The 16,695-nt window shown below is 71.5% G+C and carries 17 protein-coding genes and 1 pseudogene; 12 read left to right on the top strand and 6 right to left on the bottom strand.

Translation table 11 applies throughout. The features are described 5' to 3' along the window. Nucleotide 1 precedes the first annotated feature (1 nt). Nucleotides 2-757 (top strand): 2-phosphosulfolactate phosphatase, encoded by a 756-nt coding sequence (locus tag KBX26_RS30290; RefSeq protein ID WP_210863906.1) that lies wholly within the window; start codon nt 2-4, stop codon nt 755-757. Nucleotides 758-1,119: 362 nt separating this feature from the next. Here the strand turns inward: KBX26_RS30290 and KBX26_RS30295 are convergent, their stop codons facing one another. Further along, entirely contained in the window at nt 1,120-3,141 is a 2,022-nt protein-coding gene (locus KBX26_RS30295; RefSeq protein ID WP_210866971.1) for a hypothetical protein, read from the bottom strand. Between the two features lie 161 nt (nt 3,142-3,302). Between KBX26_RS30295 and KBX26_RS30300 the strand changes: the two genes are divergently transcribed. From KBX26_RS30300 to amcA, 5 genes are all read left to right on the top strand, one after another. Further along, nucleotides 3,303-3,656 (top strand): sterol carrier family protein, encoded by a 354-nt coding sequence (locus KBX26_RS30300; protein WP_030332202.1) that lies wholly within the window; start codon nt 3,303-3,305, stop codon nt 3,654-3,656. A 170-nt stretch (nt 3,657-3,826) separates the two neighbouring features. Further along, entirely contained in the window at nt 3,827-5,365 is a 1,539-nt protein-coding gene (gene purF / locus KBX26_RS30305) for an amidophosphoribosyltransferase (protein WP_210858206.1), read from the top strand. 57 nt (nt 5,366-5,422) lie between these two features. Then, entirely contained in the window at nt 5,423-6,577 is a 1,155-nt protein-coding gene (gene purM / locus KBX26_RS30310; protein ID WP_030332204.1) for a phosphoribosylformylglycinamidine cyclo-ligase, read from the top strand. A 130-nt stretch (nt 6,578-6,707) separates the two neighbouring features. Then, entirely contained in the window at nt 6,708-7,811 is a 1,104-nt protein-coding gene (gene amcB / locus KBX26_RS30315; RefSeq protein WP_307857945.1) for a cyclophane-forming radical SAM peptide maturase AmcB, read from the top strand. Then, entirely contained in the window at nt 7,780-8,007 is a 228-nt protein-coding gene (gene amcA / locus KBX26_RS30320) for a multiple cyclophane-containing RiPP AmcA (protein ID WP_030332206.1), read from the top strand. Before amcB ends, amcA begins: the two co-directional genes overlap by 32 nt. Nucleotides 8,008-8,143: 136 nt before the next feature. On the opposite strand, the gene KBX26_RS30325 is transcribed toward amcA, so the two are convergent. Together KBX26_RS30325 and KBX26_RS30330 are read right to left on the bottom strand one after the other, a co-directional pair. Then, the gene (locus KBX26_RS30325) at nt 8,144-8,359 is read right to left on the bottom strand and encodes a DUF3073 domain-containing protein (protein ID WP_030332207.1); all 216 of its coding nucleotides are present in this window, start codon (nt 8,357-8,359) and stop codon (nt 8,144-8,146) included. 300 nt (nt 8,360-8,659) lie between these two features. Further along, nucleotides 8,660-9,742, bottom strand: a complete 1,083-nt coding sequence (locus KBX26_RS30330; RefSeq protein ID WP_030332208.1) for a Glu/Leu/Phe/Val dehydrogenase dimerization domain-containing protein — start codon at nt 9,740-9,742, stop codon at nt 8,660-8,662. Between the two features lie 193 nt (nt 9,743-9,935). Here KBX26_RS30330 and KBX26_RS30335 point away from each other — a divergent pair, with 193 nt between their 5' ends. Next, nucleotides 9,936-10,775 (top strand): hypothetical protein, encoded by an 840-nt coding sequence (locus tag KBX26_RS30335; protein WP_030332210.1) that lies wholly within the window; start codon nt 9,936-9,938, stop codon nt 10,773-10,775. 250 nt (nt 10,776-11,025) lie between these two features. Then, nucleotides 11,026-11,235 (top strand): BldC family transcriptional regulator, encoded by a 210-nt coding sequence (locus KBX26_RS30340; RefSeq protein ID WP_007073996.1) that lies wholly within the window; start codon nt 11,026-11,028, stop codon nt 11,233-11,235. A gap of 84 nt (nt 11,236-11,319) precedes the next feature. Here KBX26_RS30340 and KBX26_RS30345 read toward each other — a convergent pair whose 3' ends face one another. Further along, complete coding sequence (locus KBX26_RS30345; protein ID WP_030332212.1) at nt 11,320-11,709, bottom strand: PPOX class F420-dependent oxidoreductase; 390 nt, start codon at nt 11,707-11,709, stop codon at nt 11,320-11,322. A 54-nt stretch (nt 11,710-11,763) separates the two neighbouring features. On the opposite strand from KBX26_RS30345, the gene KBX26_RS30350 reads away from it, so the two are divergent. Continuing rightward, complete coding sequence (locus tag KBX26_RS30350) at nt 11,764-12,543, top strand: bifunctional 2-polyprenyl-6-hydroxyphenol methylase/3-demethylubiquinol 3-O-methyltransferase UbiG (RefSeq protein ID WP_030332213.1); 780 nt, start codon at nt 11,764-11,766, stop codon at nt 12,541-12,543. Between the two features lie 49 nt (nt 12,544-12,592). Here the strand turns inward: KBX26_RS30350 and KBX26_RS30355 are convergent, their stop codons facing one another. Then, nucleotides 12,593-12,880, bottom strand: a complete 288-nt coding sequence (locus tag KBX26_RS30355; RefSeq protein ID WP_030332216.1) for a hypothetical protein — start codon at nt 12,878-12,880, stop codon at nt 12,593-12,595. Between the two features lie 177 nt (nt 12,881-13,057). Between KBX26_RS30355 and KBX26_RS30360 the strand changes: the two genes are divergently transcribed. Beyond that, on the top strand, nt 13,058-13,915 hold the full coding sequence (locus KBX26_RS30360; RefSeq protein ID WP_210866973.1) for a 3-hydroxyacyl-CoA dehydrogenase family protein: 858 nt from the start codon (nt 13,058-13,060) through the stop codon (nt 13,913-13,915). Further along, on the top strand, nt 13,912-14,655 hold the full coding sequence (locus KBX26_RS30365; RefSeq protein WP_210866974.1) for an enoyl-CoA hydratase/isomerase family protein: 744 nt from the start codon (nt 13,912-13,914) through the stop codon (nt 14,653-14,655). The genes KBX26_RS30360 and KBX26_RS30365 overlap by 4 nt, the downstream gene beginning before the upstream one ends. Before the next feature lie 66 nt (nt 14,656-14,721). Here KBX26_RS30365 and KBX26_RS30370 read toward each other — a convergent pair whose 3' ends face one another. Then, nucleotides 14,722-16,065, bottom strand: coding sequence for an ABC transporter substrate-binding protein (locus KBX26_RS30370; protein ID WP_030332221.1), 1,344 nt, complete (start codon nt 16,063-16,065; stop codon nt 14,722-14,724). Between the two features lie 156 nt (nt 16,066-16,221). On the opposite strand from KBX26_RS30370, the pseudogene KBX26_RS30375 reads away from it, so the two are divergent. Next, nucleotides 16,222-16,575: pseudogene (locus KBX26_RS30375) on the top strand (hypothetical protein); the annotation flags it as partial. Nucleotides 16,576-16,695: the final 120 nt, after the last annotated feature.

Below are 16,695 nucleotides of genomic sequence, written 5' to 3' on the forward strand. Positions count from 1 at the left end.
GTTGACGGCCGCTGTCTACGGCCAACCCGGATCCGGTGCCCGGTTCGACTGGGGGCTGACCGGGGCGGCCGAGCTCGGTCGGGTCTGCGCGGCGCTGGTGGTGGTGGACGTTCTGTCGTTCACCACCACCGTGGAGGTGGCGGTCGCCCGGGGCATGCGGGTGCACCCGTTCCCCTGGGGTGAGCAGGCCGCCGAGTACGCCGTCCGGGTCGGCGCGACCGCTGCCGTCGGGCGGCGGCAGACGACCCCGGACCATCCGTGGTCGCTCTCGCCCGCCGCGCTGAGCACCGCACCCGTGGTGGCGGACCTCGTGCTGCCCTCGCCGAACGGCTCCGCCATCAGCGCCGCCGCCAGCGCCACCGGCCTGCCGGTGGTCGCGGCGTGCCTGCGCAACGCACGCGCCGTCGGGGGTTGGCTGCGCCGCCAGGGGTACGGCACTGTGGACGCCCCGATCGGCGTGATCGCCTCGGGGGAGCAGTGGCCGGACGGGTCGCTGCGCCCGTCGGTGGAGGACCAACTCGGTGCCGCGTCGGTGCTGGACGCCCTCTCCGGCGTACCGGGTGGGCTGTCGGTGGAGGCGGCCATGGCGCTCGCCGCGCTGGCGAGCACCCCGGATGTGCCCGCCGCCGTGCGGGGCAGCGTCTCCGGGCGGGAGTTGACCGAGACCGGCTTCGCCGCGGACGTGGAGGTTGCCGTCCAGATCGGCGTGTCGGACGTGGTGCCGGTGCTCCACCAGGGCGTCTTCTCCGCTGCCTGAGCGAGCCGGCGAGGCCGGTCGCCCGCCAGCCAGGCCTGCCGTCCGCCGACGTCGGCTAGGCCTGACGCCTACCCCCCCCGCCGGCTAGGCCTCGTCCGCCGACGTCGGCTACGCCGTGGCCCCGCCCGCACCGGTCGTCTGCTGCCGGCGATGATCGACTCGCGTTTCAGAAAATCGGGGTGTCCGGGTCGGTGGGACACCCCGACTCCCTGAAACGCGAGTGGATCTACTGCTGAGCAGGGGCGCTGCAACAGCCGGCCTGGAGCAGGAGCAGGGTAGGTCCTGGGACGGCGGCCGCCGTCTGCCACGACGAAACGGCCACCCGGATCTCCGGGTGGCCGTTTCGCTGCGCTGTGGTGGGGTCAGTCGTCCAGCCAGTCGAGGCGGCGACCGCCGCGCTCGGTCGGCGGCGGGGTGTCCGGTCGGTTCCGCCCGGCGGGTTGGCCGTAGCCGCCCTGGTCGTAGCCACGGTCGTCGTAGCCGCCGCCGCGCTGCGCCGGAGGCTCCTGGCCGTAGCTGCCGCCCTGGTCGTACCCGCCGGCGGGCTGGCCATAGCCGCCCTGGTCGTAGCCACGGTCGTCGTAGCCGCCGCCGCGCTGCGCCGGAGGCTCCTGGCCGTAGCTGCCGCCCTGGTCGTACCCGCCGGCCGGTTGGCCGTAGCCACCCTGGTCGTACCCGCCAGCCTCCGGGCCGCCGTACCCCGCGGTCGGCTCAGCGGCGCGACCACCGTACGGGGCGGGATCGGGCTGGCCGTACGCCTGCCCCTGATCTGGCTGGTAGACGCCGGTGGCGTACGGGTCGGCCGGGGCCGGGTACTGGGTGCTGTCGCCGGTGTACCGGCCGGTCGGCTCGTCGAACCGCTCGCCGTAGGCCGCTCCGCCAGCGGGAGCCGGCGGGTAGGCGGCGGTGCCGCCCGGGGCGTCGTAGTCACGACTGCCGTAGCCGCCACCGGAGGCCGGGGCATTGCCGTAGCCGCCGCCAGAGGCGGGCGCGCCGCCGTAGCCGGCACCGGAACCGGGCGCGGCACCGTAACCGTCACCGGCCGCACCGGCGCCGTAGCCGCCCTCCGGGCCGGGAGCGCCGTAGCCGCCACCCGAAGCGGGCGCGTTGCCGTAGCCGCCGGCACCGTAACCACCGGGCGCTGGCTCGTCGCCGTAGCCGGCACCGCCCCAGCCCTGCTGGCCCGCGCCGCCGTACGCCTGCGCGGGCGCGCCGTACGGGTCCGGCGGAACGTCGTCGACCACCGGGCGGTGCATCATCGTCGGGGCCTCGCTCAGCGCCGCGCCGCCGACCATCGTCGGGTCCGGCCCACCGCCGGGACGACCGCCGACCACCCGGGTCTGGTCGTCGGCACCGCGGAATCCGCCCCGCGAGGGCGGCACCACACCGCCGCCACCGGCGGCGTCCGGAGCGTCGTCGTCGCCGTTCTCGCGGCGCTTCATCCAGAGCAGCACGATCGTGCCGACACCGGCGGCGACCAGGAGACCACCGAGCAGGATGATGAGGTACGAGCCGATGCCGCCGCTGTCCTCGGTGTTCGCGGCGTTCGCCGGAGCACCCTGGCTGGGCTCCTCGGTGGGTTCCTCCTCCTCGGTGCCCTCCTCGACCGGCTCATCGCTCGGAGTGGCCTCGGGGGTGGCGGACGGGGTGGCGCTGGGCGTCACCTCGACCCTGATCGCGAGGCTGATCCGTTGCCCGGTGACGGCCTGCCCGGCGGCGGCGTTGATGGTCTTGGTGGCCACCACGTTGTCGAAGCTGGCGCCGAGATCGATCCGGCCGGGTGCGATCGGCTTGTCGGTGGTGCCGGTGAAGCGGAAGTCGCCGCTGCCGTTGCTGGTGGTGTCGAGCTGCCGGCCGGTGCTGTCACGCAGCATGACCACCGCGTTCGCGACCGCCTTGCTGTCCGCCTGCGAGATCACCTTGCCGGAGATCGACCGCACGGTCTGGTTCTGCGGCGGCGGCGGCGGAGCGGCCTTGCCCTTCACGGTCAGCGAGACGGTGGCGGTGTCCGGGCCGGAGTCGGCCTCGACGGCCACCGTGACGGTGGCGGTCGCGTCACCAGCGTTGTCGTTGGCCGCGATCCGGACCAGCTGCGACCTCGGCTGATTGCCCAGGCCCGGAAGATCAATCTCGCCACAACCGCTGGCGCACCGAACGCCCGAAGGCAGGCCGGCGAGGCTGATCGTCGCCTTGTCGTCGCCGTTACCCGGAGTGACGCGCACAGTGATCGTGGCATCGCTGCCGGCGTTCACGGTGATCGAGCCGGGGGAGACTTCGACATCAGCGGCCATGGCCGGTGTGGCGGGGACGGCGAGCAGAGCGCCGGCAACCAGCGCTACGACCACACCGGCCCGCTGCTTCCAGGCACGTCGGTGTGTTGACACGTCCACCGCCTTCCGGGCTGACTTCCCTCTGACCGGCGGGGCGCCGGGCCGGGGATCATCACGGTACGAATACGCCGTCGGCAACTATGCCTTGTCCGACTGCATGAGCGCGACCCAGGGCCAGCGTCGCGTCTCTGGCCCGGGGGTCGTATCGTCCCGTCGTGTCCTCTCCGCACAGTAAGTCCGCTGCCGTTACGGCCGCGTTGTCGGCGCTCGACGAGGGGCGTACACCCGAACGGCCGGTGTTCCGCGAGGCGGTCCGGTCGTTGTTGGCCGTCCTCGCGGAGCGCGCCCCCGGCCGATCGGTGGAGGTGCGCGTACCACCATACGGGGCGATCCAGTGCGTACCGGGGCCTCGACACACCAGAGGAAACCCACCAAACGTGGTCGAGATGGCCCCGAACACCTGGTTGGAGCTGGCGACCGGCAGGGTTGGCTGGGCGGAGGCGGTCACCGACGGTCGCGTGCAGATGAGCGGCAACCGCGCGGACCTGTCGGCGTATCTGCCCCTCTAGTCGTCCGGATGTCCCACTCAGCGTGACGCTCAGCAGGGAAATCGTGACTATCTGTACTGACTGCGATTCGCGTACACTGTCAGGCGACGACAGTGGTCCCGGCAGAGGAGTGTGGATCCGCCCGTGATCCCCGCCCGGCCCGGTCCAGACCCAGCATGAGGGAGCGGTAGGTGCCCCGAGGCGACGGCCGGCTGAGCCACGACCTTGATCCCCAACGACCTGGCCCCCAGGATGCCTGCGGCGTCTTCGGCGTCTGGGCCCCCGGCGAAGAGGTCGCCAATCTGACCTATTTCGGCCTCTACGCCCTGCAGCACCGCGGCCAGGAGGCGGCGGGCATCGCGGTGAGCGACGGTTCCGGCGTGGTGGTCTACAAGGACCTCGGCCTGGTGGCGCAGGTCTTCGACGAGCCCACCCTGGCGAGCCTGCGCGGTCACCTGGCGATCGGGCACGCGCGATACTCCACCACCGGCGCGTCGAACTGGGAGAACGCCCAGCCGACGATCCGGTCGACCACCTCCGGGACGACCATCGCGCTGGCCCACAACGGCAACCTGGTCAACACCGCCGAGCTGGAGAAGGAGGTCGCCGAGCGCGGCCTCGTCGCGGACGGTTCGACGAACGACACCTCCCTCGTGACGATGCTGCTGGCCAGCCGACCGGATCTGTCGGTCGAGGCGGCGGCCATGGAGGTGCTGCCGCAGCTGCGCGGCGCGTTCAGCTTCGTCTTCATGGACGAGTCGACCCTCTACGCGGCCCGCGACGCCCACGGTGTCCGCCCGCTGGTGCTCGGCCGCCTGGAGCGCGGCTGGGTGGTCGCCAGCGAGACGGCCGCGCTGGACATCGTCGGTGCCAGCGTGGTGCGCGAGGTCGAGCCGGGCGAGCTGATCGCGATCGACGAGAACGGCCTGCGCTCGACGCGGTTCGCCGCGCCGGAGCCGAAGGGCTGCCTCTTCGAGTACGTCTACATCGCCCGCCCGGACGCCACGATCGCCGGGCGCAACATCCATGCGGCGCGGGTGCAGATCGGCCGGCAGCTCGCCAAGGAGCACCCGGTCGAGGCTGACCTGGTGATCCCGGTGCCCGAGTCGGGCACTCCCGCCGCGATCGGTTACGCGGAGGCGTCCGGCATCACCTACGGTGCCGGCCTGATGAAGAACCCGTACGTGGGTCGTACCTTCATTCAGCCGTCGCAGACCCTGCGTCAGCTCGGCATCCGGCTCAAGCTCAACCCCTTGCGGGAGAACGTCCGCGGCAAGCGCCTGGTGGTCGTGGACGACTCGATCGTGCGCGGCAACACCCAGCGCGCCATCGTGCGGATGCTGCGTGAGGCGGGTGCGCTGGAGGTGCACGTCCGGATCTCCTCCCCACCGGTGAGCTGGCCGTGCTTTTACGGCATCGACTTCGCCACCCGGGCGGAGCTGCTGGCCAACGGGTTGGACAACGACGGCATCCGGCGCTCCATCGGCGCCGACACGCTGGGCTTCGTTTCCCTTCCTGGCCTGATCGCCGCGACCGAGCAGCCGAAGACCCGGTTGTGTCGGGCGTGTTTCGATGGGGAGTACCCGATCGAGCTGCCGGCCGGCAACCTGATCGGAAAGCACGTGCTCGAAGGGGTGGGCCGACGCGTCGCCAACTCGACGCCGGAGGCCCTGCCCACCAACGGCTCGTCCGTCGCCACTCCGGGTGGCGTTACCGCAAACCGCCCGTAGCACCAACCGGCGCGGCCCGGCTACCGCCGGCGGCACCGAGAACCAAAGGGGAGAACCGTGACGCACGTGTCCGAGCGCAGCGGCGCAGGAAGCAGCCCGACCGGCGCCGGCGGCGACCGCCAGCCGTGGACGGGCGGCGCAGGCCGCCAAGCGCGCAAACGCTCGGTCTCGTACGCCGACGCCGGCGTCTCCATCGACGCGGGTGACCGCGCGGTGGAGCTGCTCAAGTCGAAGGTCCGGCAGACCCGTCGCCCCGAGGTGCTCGGTGACCTCGGTGGCTTCGCCGGCCTGTTCCGGCTGGACACGAAGAAGTACAAGAGCCCGATCCTGGCGTCCTCCACCGACGGGGTGGGCACCAAGCTGGTGATCGCCCAGCAGATGGACATTCACGACACGGTCGGCATCGACCTGGTCGCGATGGTCGTCGACGACCTGGTGGCCTGCGGCGCCGAGCCGCTGTTCCTGCTCGACTACATCGCCACCGGTGAGGTCGTTCCGGACAAGGTCGCCGAGATCGGCGCGGGCATCGCGGACGGCTGCCGTTACGCCGGCTGCGCGCTGCTGGGCGGGGAGACCGCCGAGCACCCCGGCGTCCTGCGCCCGGACGAGTACGACATCTCCGCGACCGGTGTGGGTGTGGTCGAGGAAGCCGACATCCTCAGCCCCGAGCGGGTCGAGGTGGGCGACGTGGTGATCGCCATGCGCTCCTCCGGCCTGCACTCCAACGGATACTCGCTGGTCCGGCACGTGCTGCTCGGCGCGGCCCGGATGCGTCTGGACATCGTGATCGACGACTTCGGTCGGCAGCGGACCCTCGGTGAGGAGCTGCTCACCCCGACCAAGATCTACGCCAAGGACTGCCTCAAGCTGATCGCCGAGGCCGAGGTGCGGGCGCTGTCCCACATCACCGGTGGCGGCATCCCCGGCAACCTGGTCCGGGTGCTGCCCGAGAACGTCGACGCGGTGGTCAACCGGTCCACCTGGAAGCCGCAGCCGATCTTCGATCTGATCCAGACGAAGGGCCGGATCGACGACCAGGACATGGAGTCGACCTTCAACATGGGCGTCGGCATGTTCGCGATCGTGTCGGCCGAGGACGCCGACCGCGCGCTGGCCACCCTGACCGGCCGTGGCGTCGAGGCGTGGCAGGCCGGCGAGATCATCGAGGGCACCGGCAACGTGCAGATGGTGGGTCAGCACACCCGAGGATGATCACCCTCCGGTGATCGTACGGGCACCTGATCAGGGCTTCACCCGAGTGGCCAATGCCGCCTAGCCTGAAGGGCACCCTCAGGCTAGGCGGAGGAGGGCGATGGCTGCTCGGGGACAGTCGTTCAGCGGGATGCGCGGTCTGGCCGCCGTCCCGTCGTACGTCGTGATGCAGCCCACGACCCTCTGCAACCTCGACTGCGCGTACTGCTACCTGCCGTTTCGGGCGGCCGACCGCCGGATGCCGGTGGCGGTGGCCGAGGCGGTCGCGGCAGCGGTGAACCCGTGGGCGGCGACCGGTCGCTTCTCGGTGGTGTGGCATGGCGGCGAGCCACTGGCCGCCGGTCGGGAGCACCTGGCCGATCTGATCGCGCCGTTCGGGCCCGAGGTCGAGCACCATGTGCAGACCAACGCCACCCTCATCGACGACGACTGGTGTGACTTCTTCGTCCGGCACGAGATGCGGGTGAGCGTGAGCGTCGATGGGCCCCGGGCGCGCAACGGCGACCGGGTCAACCGGGGCGGTCAGCCGGCGTACGACCGGATCCTGCACGGCATCGCGGCGCTGCGCCGGCGCGGTCTGCCCTTCTCCGCGCTGGCGGTGGTGTCCCGCCCGGAGCCGGGGCTCGCCACCGAGCTGTACGACTACTTCCTTGAGTTGGGCTGCGACGTGCTGGGCATCAACATCGAGGAGACCGAGGGTGTCAACACCCGCGACAACCGCCACGACCCGTTGGCGGTGTCGGCGTTCTGGGCGGAGCTGGTCGGGGCGTGGCGCCGGGAGCCCCGGATCCACCTCCGCGAGATCGAGTGGTCGTTGCGCTACGCCGCGGCGGTGCTCGACAACTCGGCGGACGGGCTGCTGCCCCGGCAACTGGACCCGATCCCGACGATCGGTCACGACGGCTCGGTGATCGTGCTGTCGCCCGAGCTGGCCGGCTTCACCGATCCCCGTTACGGCGACTTCAGCAGCGGCAACGTGCTGACGACCCCGTTGGCGCAGATCCTCGGCGACGCGGCGGCAACGCCGTGGGTGAGGGAGTTCCTGGCCGGGGTGGAGGCGTGTCGGACGTCCTGCCCGTACTTCGGTTTCTGCGGCGGTGGTCACGCCGCCAACCGCTACTTCGAGCTGGGGCGTTTCGACGGTACGGAGACCGAGCACTGCCGCAACAGCAAGATCCGCCTATTGGAGGGAGTGTTGGAGCATGCCCGAGATCACCAGGCACCGGCGGCCTGAGCACGAAGCGGACGACGGAGTGACCAAACGGGTGCGGGACGCGGGTCCCGCGCTGGTCGCGCTGCTCCAGGAGGCCGAGGACGCACGGCGGCTGCGCGCGGAGGTGTCGGGCGGAGACGGCTCCAGCGCGGTCTGCGCATGGAACCACTTCGAGAACATCCCGACGTTCTACAACTGGAACAACCGCCCGCGCTGAGGGGAGCCGTTGTCAGGGGCCTGTCGAGCGGCCGGATGGCTCCGGTCGGGCCAGGCCCCTGATCGTCGGCGACTGCACCTGCACAGGACGTGCGTGAGCACGCGGGGGTTACCGCGTGCTCAGCTGCGTCGAGAGGTCAGCGGGTCGGACGGACCCAGGGATCCGGATCGTCGTCCGCGTGATCCTCATCATCGTCGTCGACGAACTCTTTAGAGTCGTCGTCGAAGTGGTGCTCAGACTTACCAGCACCCGCCAGTTCGCGCTGCAAGGCGGTGAGGTCGGTGTTCGGGGAGTGGTACTTCAACTCCCGCGCCACCTTAGTCTGCTTGGCCTTAGCACGGCCGCGCCCCATGGCTCGACCCCCTCGCACAGAATGCGGGGCAGCCCGAAGGCGGGCCCCGATGACGTCAGGCATCTCTCGTGGCTCTTACGGTACATGGGGATGCCAACGTTCGGCACCTCGGGTTACCGTCAGCCGGCTCTGCGCGTCGCGTCGATCCGGCCGTCACCCAGTGTACCGGGTAAGGAGCGGAACGGTTAGCGCCCGTGACACCGGACAAACCGCATCAAAATTGACCCGGGCTCAGCTTACCCAGCCATGCCGGCAGCCGGGGCCCGGAGGCGGATCTCGTCGATCCGCCTCCGGGAAGCCTCAGCGCAGGTGGATGGCGCGCAGCCGGCCGACGTCCGCCATCCGCCGCTCGGCCAGCCGGTCGGCGGCCACCGCCGGCGGCACGCCCTCCGCGTCAGCCAGGTGCAGGATCTCGCGGGTGGTGTCGTAGATCCGGGTCGCCCGCAGCTTCGCCCGCTCGAAGTTGAAGCCCTCGATCTCGTCGGCCACCTGGATGACGCCGCCCGCGTTGACCACGTAGTCCGGGGTGTAGAGGATGCCCCGGTCGGCCAGCAGCTTTTCGATGCCCGGGTGAGCGAGTTGGTTGTTCGCCGCTCCGGTCACCACCTTGGCGCGCAACGCCGGCACGGTGTCGTCGTTCAGGGCGCCGCCCAGCGCGCACGGTGCGTACACGTCGAGATCCGCGGCGACCAGCGCGCTGGAGTCGTCGACGAGGGTGACCTGCGGGTGGTTGGTGCGCACCCACGTCAGCGCCTTCGGGTTGACGTCGGTGGCGACCACCTCGGCGCCGTCCTCCAGCAGGTGCCCGGTGAGGTACTTGCCGACCTTGCCCAGGCCGGCCACGCCGACCCGCCGGCCGCGCAGGCTCGGGGTGCCCCACACGTGCTCGGCCGCGGCGCGCATCCCCTGGAAGACACCCCAGGCGGTGAGGATCGACGAGTCACCGGCCCCGCCGTGCTCCACGCTGCGCCCGGTCACGTACCGGGTCTCGCGGGCCACGACGTCCATGTCCGCCACGTAGGTGCCGACGTCGCAGGCGGTGTAGTAGCGGCCACCCAGCGACTCCACGAAGCGGCCGTACGCACGCAGCAGCGCCTCGCTCTTGATCTGCTCCGGGTCGCCCCAGATGACCGCCTTGCCGCCGCCCAGGTCCAGCCCGGCGAGCGCGTTCTTGTACGCCATCCCACGGGACAGGTCCAGCACGTCGGCGAGGGCCTCGTCCTCGCTCGCGTACGGGTAGAAGCGGGTGCCGCCGAGCGCCGGGCCCAGCGCGGTGGAGTAGATCCCGATGATCGCCTTCAGGCCGCTCTGCTTGTCCTGGCAGAACACGACCTGTTCGTGACCTGTCGATCCCGGGTCGTCGGTGCTGGCGAATACGCCCATGGTTGGCTCCTACTGTGGTGTGCGTCCTTGTGGGGCGCGGACCTGGTGGACCCCGGCGGGGATGCTGCCGGTGTGATCGAGCCTAGTATCGGCCGCCGCGCGGGCGCTCGACACGCCTGCGCCGTCCCACGGTGCGGCGCGCGTGCTCCGGCCGCTGACCGCGTACGGGCGTGGTTCGTGGGAGGATCGCGCGGTGCCGTCGCTCTTCGCTTCTTACCTGCGCGTGTACGAACCGTTGGCCGCCTTCGATCGAGACCGGCAGAGCTACTGGCGCCGGTACGTCTCGGAGGGGCGCGCGATCGGCCCGGTCGAAGGGCCCGGTCGGCAGCGGACGGCGGTGATCGAGGCGCTGGGCGCCGGCTGGACCCGGCTGCCCGACCTGCCGGAGGAGGCGTACGTCCTGGAGACGGACGACAGCCTGCTGGTCTGCCCGTGGAACTTGCGCATCCGGGTCGCTGAGGCCGCGCTCAGCGCCCGGGACGGGGTGCCCTCGGTGCTCGCCGACGCCTTCGTGCCGCCGGTGCTCGCGGGGCAGGCCAGGGCGGTGGTGGATGACTGGCGCAGTGGCGCCCGGGTGCTGGAGCACGGGGTGCCCCGGGTGCACGAGCAGATCGCCACCTGGGGCGTACCGCTGCGGTGGTTCGTGCTCTTCGACCCGACGGAGCGGGACCTGGTCACCCAGCCGGGCCGGCGGGCGCTGCGCTACCGCACCGAGATCTCCAAGGCCCGACGCCGTTCGTCCCGGGCGTTGTCGGTGCTGCGCAAGTCGGTGGGCGAGGCGCCGATCACCGAGGCGGTGGAGGAGGCGGCCCGCTGGCTGGAGGAGTTCCACCCACGGTCCATGGTCGAGTTGGACTACGGGGGTCTGGTCGACCTGCTCTCCGACGAGACCCTGGCCGCTGACGACTCGCCCGAGCTGGTCGCCGGCGGCCTCGCCGGGCTGTCGCGCGGCGAGGCCGAGGAGGCGTCCGCCGCGTACGACAAGTTGGTGGCACGGTGGCGCGCGGTGCAGCTGCTGGAGCGGTGCAACTAGGGCATATCACCCTAGGAGCGCTCCCAAGGTGAGTTGCGCTCGTAGTTGACGCATCACGAACCGTGATCATGAGTCCCAATAAGGTACTTTCTGCCGTGTAAAAGTCGTAAAAATCGGGCATGGTTCATCCGTCCGTCTAGGGACCTTCATCCGTTCGGCCCATGTCGGACATCGGGGACTAGCCGGACCATGGGAGACGCGTCGGCCGGCGGGACCCCGGCCGATGTCTATACATGTGGAGGAGTGACCGATGGCATCGCGAACGCACGAACCAGAGCCGCTACTCACGCCGGCCGAGGTGGCGTCGATGTTCCGGGTCGACCCGAAGACGGTGACCCGTTGGGCCAAGGCTGGCAAGCTCAGTGCCATCCGCACCCTGGGTGGCCACCGTCGGTACCGCGAGTCGGAGGTCAGGGCGCTGCTGCAGGGCCAGATCCCGCAGCAGCGGCAGGGCGACTGAGCCGGCAACAGTTTTTGGGCAGGGGCGGTGGATCTCGATCCGCCGCCCCTTTCCATGCCCGCCGAGCACGACGCCGGCAGCGGATCAGCGCCGCGGCTCGGCCAACGTCACCCGGATGCCGACCGTGCCGCCCTCGCCGCGGCGCAACCGGCTGCCCAACAGGCTCAGCCGACCGATCAGGCGGTACTTGTGCTTGAGCAGGTCGCGGACCCGACCGGTGTCACCACCCCCGTAGATCGTCGCGTGAGCTGACACCTCCGCCCCGTGTGGCCGACCGCGCACGTCGCACGGCGCCACCGTCACGTCGCCGTTGCGGCGGATCCGCTTCACCTTCCCCGAGTCGGCCCGGGTCCAGACCGCCAACGCGTCACCGTCGCGTACCGCCCAGACCGGGGTCGGCACCGCCCGACCGTCCTTACGGAAGGTCGTGAGCAGGATGTACTTCTCGGCCGACAGCCGGTCCAGCATGGTCACGCCGCCAGGATACGACCGGCGCGGGCCGCTGAGTGGCCAGATAGCGTGAACGTCGTGACGGTTGAGCCTCTAATCGGTGACGTGATCGGCGAACTGCTGCAGGACACGCTCGCCGTGGCCACCGGAGTGGGCCCCCGACCCCTGGTCGGTGGCCGGCTACCGCGACCGGTCATCGAGATCATCGAACGGGACGACGGGCTGATCAACGGCGCTCCGGCCGCGCACTACCTGGACGGGCCGGCGCAGTGGCAGCCGTACGACCACCGCGCGGTGGACCGGGCGCACGGCGAGATGCTGGACATCGGCACCGGAGCCGGCCGCATCGCGCTGCACCTCCAGGAGCGCGGCGTACCGGTCACCGGGCTGGACACCTCCGCCGGCGCGCTGGAGGTGTGCCGGCGGCGCGGGGTCCGGCGGCTGGTGCACGGCACCGTCGAGACGCACGTCGCCGACGGCGCCCGGTACGACACGTTCCTGCTGCTCGGTAACAACCTCGGACTGTTCGAGGGGCGGGAGCGCGCCCCCGGGTTCCTGGCCGCGCTCGCCGCGCTGGCCCGACCCGGGGCACAGATCATCGCGCAGGGCACCGACCCGTACGGCACCCGCGACCCGGTGCACACCGGCTACCACGAGCGCAACCGTCGGCGCGGCCGGCTCGGTGGCCAACTGCGGCTGCGGCTGCGCTACCGCGAGTTGAGCACCGAATGGTTCGACTACCTGGTCTGCTCGGCGGACGAGTTCGCCGCCCTGGTGCACGGCACCGGCTGGCGGTTGACCGATGTGGACGACCGCGACGCCCCCTACTACCTGGCCACCCTGCGCCTCGTCGGCTGAGCGACGGCCCCCGCGTTCCGCGGCGCGGAGGCGGGGGCCGTCGTACGTCTCAGACCTGGACGGTCGGGGGGAGCTGCTCGGGCGGCAGACCGCCGTCGCCGTCGACCACCTCGTCCGGCTGGCCGTCCTCGTCGATGTCGACCATGGTGATGTCCACCTTGCCGTCGCCGTCGGTGTCGAACTGGAACAGGTCGGCCTTGCCGTCGCCGTCGGTGTCCACCACCCACACGTCGGTCTGACCGTCGTTGTTGGTGTCGGCGCGCAACAGTTCGACCCGCTCGTCGCCTCGGGTCTCCACGATCTCCCCCTCGGTGACGCTCTCCGGTGCCTGGCTCATCTCGATGCGGTCCTTCCCTCGGTTGACGGGCCGTCAGTACCCGATCCGGCGCTCCCCCACGCATGGGCCGGGTCGTCGCGCTGTCTACTGTCGCAGCATGAGCGAGCGGAGCGGGCGGGACACCCGGGCCGGCGTGGCGGCGACCCCGCGCGTCGGCGGGCGGGGCAGGGAGGCGTGATGAGCGATCGTTTCGTGGTCGTCGGGGCCGGCACCATGGGGCTCGGAATCGCGTACGTGGCGGCCGGCGCCGGACACGCCGTCGAGGTGGTCGAGGTGGACCCCGAGCGGGGCGCGGCCGCGCAGAACCGGCTCGCCGAGCTGTGGGAGCGGGCGGTGCAGCGCGGGAAGCTGAGCGCCGACGAGGCCGCCGCGAACCGACAGCGGGTGACGCTGCGCCCCACCCTCGCCGAGGTGGCACCCGCCCCCCAGGTGATCGTGGAGGCGGTGCCGGAGCGCCTCGATCTGAAGCGGGCGGTGCTGCGGGATGCCGCCGCGCTGCGCCCGGAGCTGCTGGGGAGCAACACCTCCAGCATCGCCATCGGCGCGCTGGCCGCCGGGCTGGACGCGCCCGAGCGCTTCCTCGGCCTGCACTTCTTCAACCCGGTCTGGGCGATGACGCTGCTGGAGATCGTGGTCGGCCCGGCCACCGCCGAGGAGACCACCGCCGCGGCCGTCGCGCTCGCCGGCCGGCTGGGCAAGGACCCCGTCGTCGTACGCGACCTGCCCGGCTTCGCCACCTCCCGGCTCGGGGTCACCCTCGGCCTGGAGGCGATCCGGATGGTCGCCGACGAGGTGGCCAGCCCGGCGGACATCGACAAGGCCATGGTGCTCGGCTACCGGCATCCGATCGGGCCGTTGGAGCTCACCGACCTGGTCGGCCTGGACGTGCGGTTGGACATCGCCCGCACCCTCCAGGCCGCGTACGGGGACCGGTTCGCGCCGCCGCCGCTGCTGGAGGAGATGGTGGCCGCCGGGCGGCTGGGTAAGAAGTCAGGGCACGGCTTCTACCGCTGGGAAGGCGGTGTCAAACAGTGAGCGGGCTGCGGATCGAGGAGCGGCCGGACCGGCTGATGGTCACCCTGGACCGGCCGGAGAAGCGCAACGCCATCGACGCCGACCTGATCGCCGAGCTGCACCAGGTCTGCGCCGAGCTGGAAGCCCGTCCGCGTCTGCTGCTGCTCACCGGTGGCACGGCGGGCATCTTCGCCGGTGGCGCCGACATCGGCCAGCTCCGCGAGAGGGGTCGCACCGACGCCCTCGCCGCGATCAACTCGGCCGCCTTCGCCCGCATCCGGGCGCTGCCGATGCCGACGGTGGCGGCCGTCGACGGCCCGGCGTTGGGCGGTGGCGCGGAGCTGGCGTACGCCTGCGATCTGCGGGTGTGCACGGGCCGGGCGGTCTTCGGGCAGCCGGAGGTGCGGTTGGGCATCCTGGCCGGCGCCGGCGCGACCCACCGGCTGCCCGCGTTGATCGGCGAGGGTCGGGCCAAGGAGCTGCTCTTCACCGGCCGGCGGGTGGACGCCGAGGAGGCGCTGCGGATCGGCCTGGTGAACCGGGTGGTGGACAAGCCCGACGAGCTGCTGCCGGTGGCGCACGCGGTGCTGGACGAGATCGCCCTGGGTTCACCGTTGGCCGTGCGGCTGACCAAGCTGGCGGTGGACGCGCCGGCCGCCGCGCACCCGCACCTCGACCTGGTCAGCCAGGCGGTGCTCTTCGAGGACGAGGAGAAGCACCGCCGGATGACCGAGTTCCTGCAGCGCCGCCGGCCCCGCTGACCCCGTACCCGAAAACGGCCGCACCGGCGGGAAGCCGGTGCGGCCGTCGTGGGCCTCGGATCCTGCTTACTGCCCGATCTGCACCCCGGCGTCGGCCAGGCCGCGGATCACCTGGGCGGACTCACCGAAACCGATGATCAGTACGGCGTCCGCACCGAACTCCTTGATCTCCTTCGCGCCGCCGCTGAAGTCGACCGGGGCCGCCTTCGCGTCGGCCGGCGGCTCGTACGTCAGCAGCTTGAGCCGGTCGTCGGGAATGCCCGCCTTGGCCAGCTCGTCGCGGACGGTGGCCTGCAGGCCCTCGCCGTAGGAGTCCTTGCGGGCGACGATGACGATCTTCTGGGACCCGTCGCGGAGGATCACGTCGGCCAGTGCCCGGCCCTGGAGGCTGTCCGGCGGGGCGGTGCGGAAGTAGAGGCCCTTGTCCTCCACGTCGGTCAGGCCGCTGTCGGTGTTGGACGGGGAGAAGAGGATCTTCCCGGCCTGCACCACGTCCGGCAGCACCTCCCGGGAGATACCCGAACCACCCGCGCCGATGATCACGCTGACGCCGTCCGTCACGTGCTTGGCCACCGTCGCCTTGGCCACCGCCGGGCTGGTGCCGTCGTCGCCGTCCTTCCACGTCACCGGCTTGCCCAGGGCGCCACCCGCGGCGTTGATCTCCTTGATCGCCAGCGCGGCGCCGGCGGCCATCGGGGGATAGGCGATCGCGAGGTCACCGGTCTTCGGCAGCAGGCCGCCCAGGACCAGCGGCTCCTGGTCGGGGTCCCCACCGGCGCGCTGCTTCTTCGGCCTCGGCGGCGTCTTGGTGCTCGCCGCCGACTCGATGCCGGCGCCGACGAACTCGGTCTTGCCGTCGTTGATCTGCTGCCCGTCGAAGGTCAGCGTGGCGTAGCTCGCGGTGGCCGGCTCGCCCTTGTCGGTGAACCCCGCCCGGGTCAGCGAGACGCTGCGGTACTCGATGTCCTGCCCGTTACGGGCCAACGCGAGACAGCTGGCGGGGTCCTCGCAGCGCTGCCCGTCGTTGGTCACACCGACGATCTGCTTGGCGATGTCCGCCGGGTTGGTGCTGCCGGCCAACTGCGCGGCGAGCACGGCGATCACCACCGCGTCGTACGTCTCGGCGGAGTAGAGGTAGTCCGTCAGCGCCGGATTGACGGCCCGTAGCCGGCTCTTGAAGTCGTCGGGCAGCGGGGTGAGCGGCGTGGTGCCCTTCATCCCGTCGACGAGGCTCGCCCGTTCCTTCAACTCGGCAGGATAGGAGTTGAGCATGTTGCCGTCCGTGCCGTAGAGGCGCACCTGTTGGGCGCTTGCCTCCTCGGGCTTGTCATCCCCGCAAGCGCTCGTGGCGAGCAGGATCGTCGCGCAGGCAGCCAGTGTGGCTACCCGCGAGCGGCGTGTTACGAACATGGGTCGTCCTTCCTCCGGCGAAGGTCCGCTGCGCACATTAGCGTGCCGAGGCCGGCGGCGGGACCGTGGAGGCGGCGTAATGCGCAGGTCGCTCGCATTGAACACGGACAGTGACGGTTGCTGGGGGACTTGACCACCCGTCCTACTGTGCGCTGAGTGACCGACCTACCACAGCAGACGTTCGATGACGCGGCCGCCGTGCTCCGTTCGGCGCTGACCGGCGATGGAGACGCGGTGGTGGGAGCGTTCGACGCGGTCGTCGACCGGGCCGGCCTGAGCGGCGCGTACGGGGTCGCCTGGTGCCTGGCGGCGACAATGCTCGGTGACGCGCCGGCGGCGAGCGGGGCGGCGCTCGACTTCCCGGGGATCGACCAGGCCGGGTACGACACCCGCTGGGTGGCCCGCTTCGTCAGTGCGTACGCGAATCAGGACGAACCCACCGGTGAGGCCCTGTTCGGCGCGGCGGCGGCGGATGGGCTGCTCCCGGACTGCCTGCTGACGCTTGCCGGCCGACGACCACCCCGCGGCCTTCCGGCGCTCCTGGCTGGCCGGTTTCGCCGAGGTGGTGGGCGGCCGACTCTGGGCGGCCGAAACCGCGGCGGCCAGCGAGTCGGGTACGCCGTCGATGGC

The organism is Micromonospora sp. C97 (assembly GCF_018070385.1).
Lineage (GTDB): Bacteria > Actinomycetota > Actinomycetes > Mycobacteriales > Micromonosporaceae > Micromonospora > Micromonospora parva.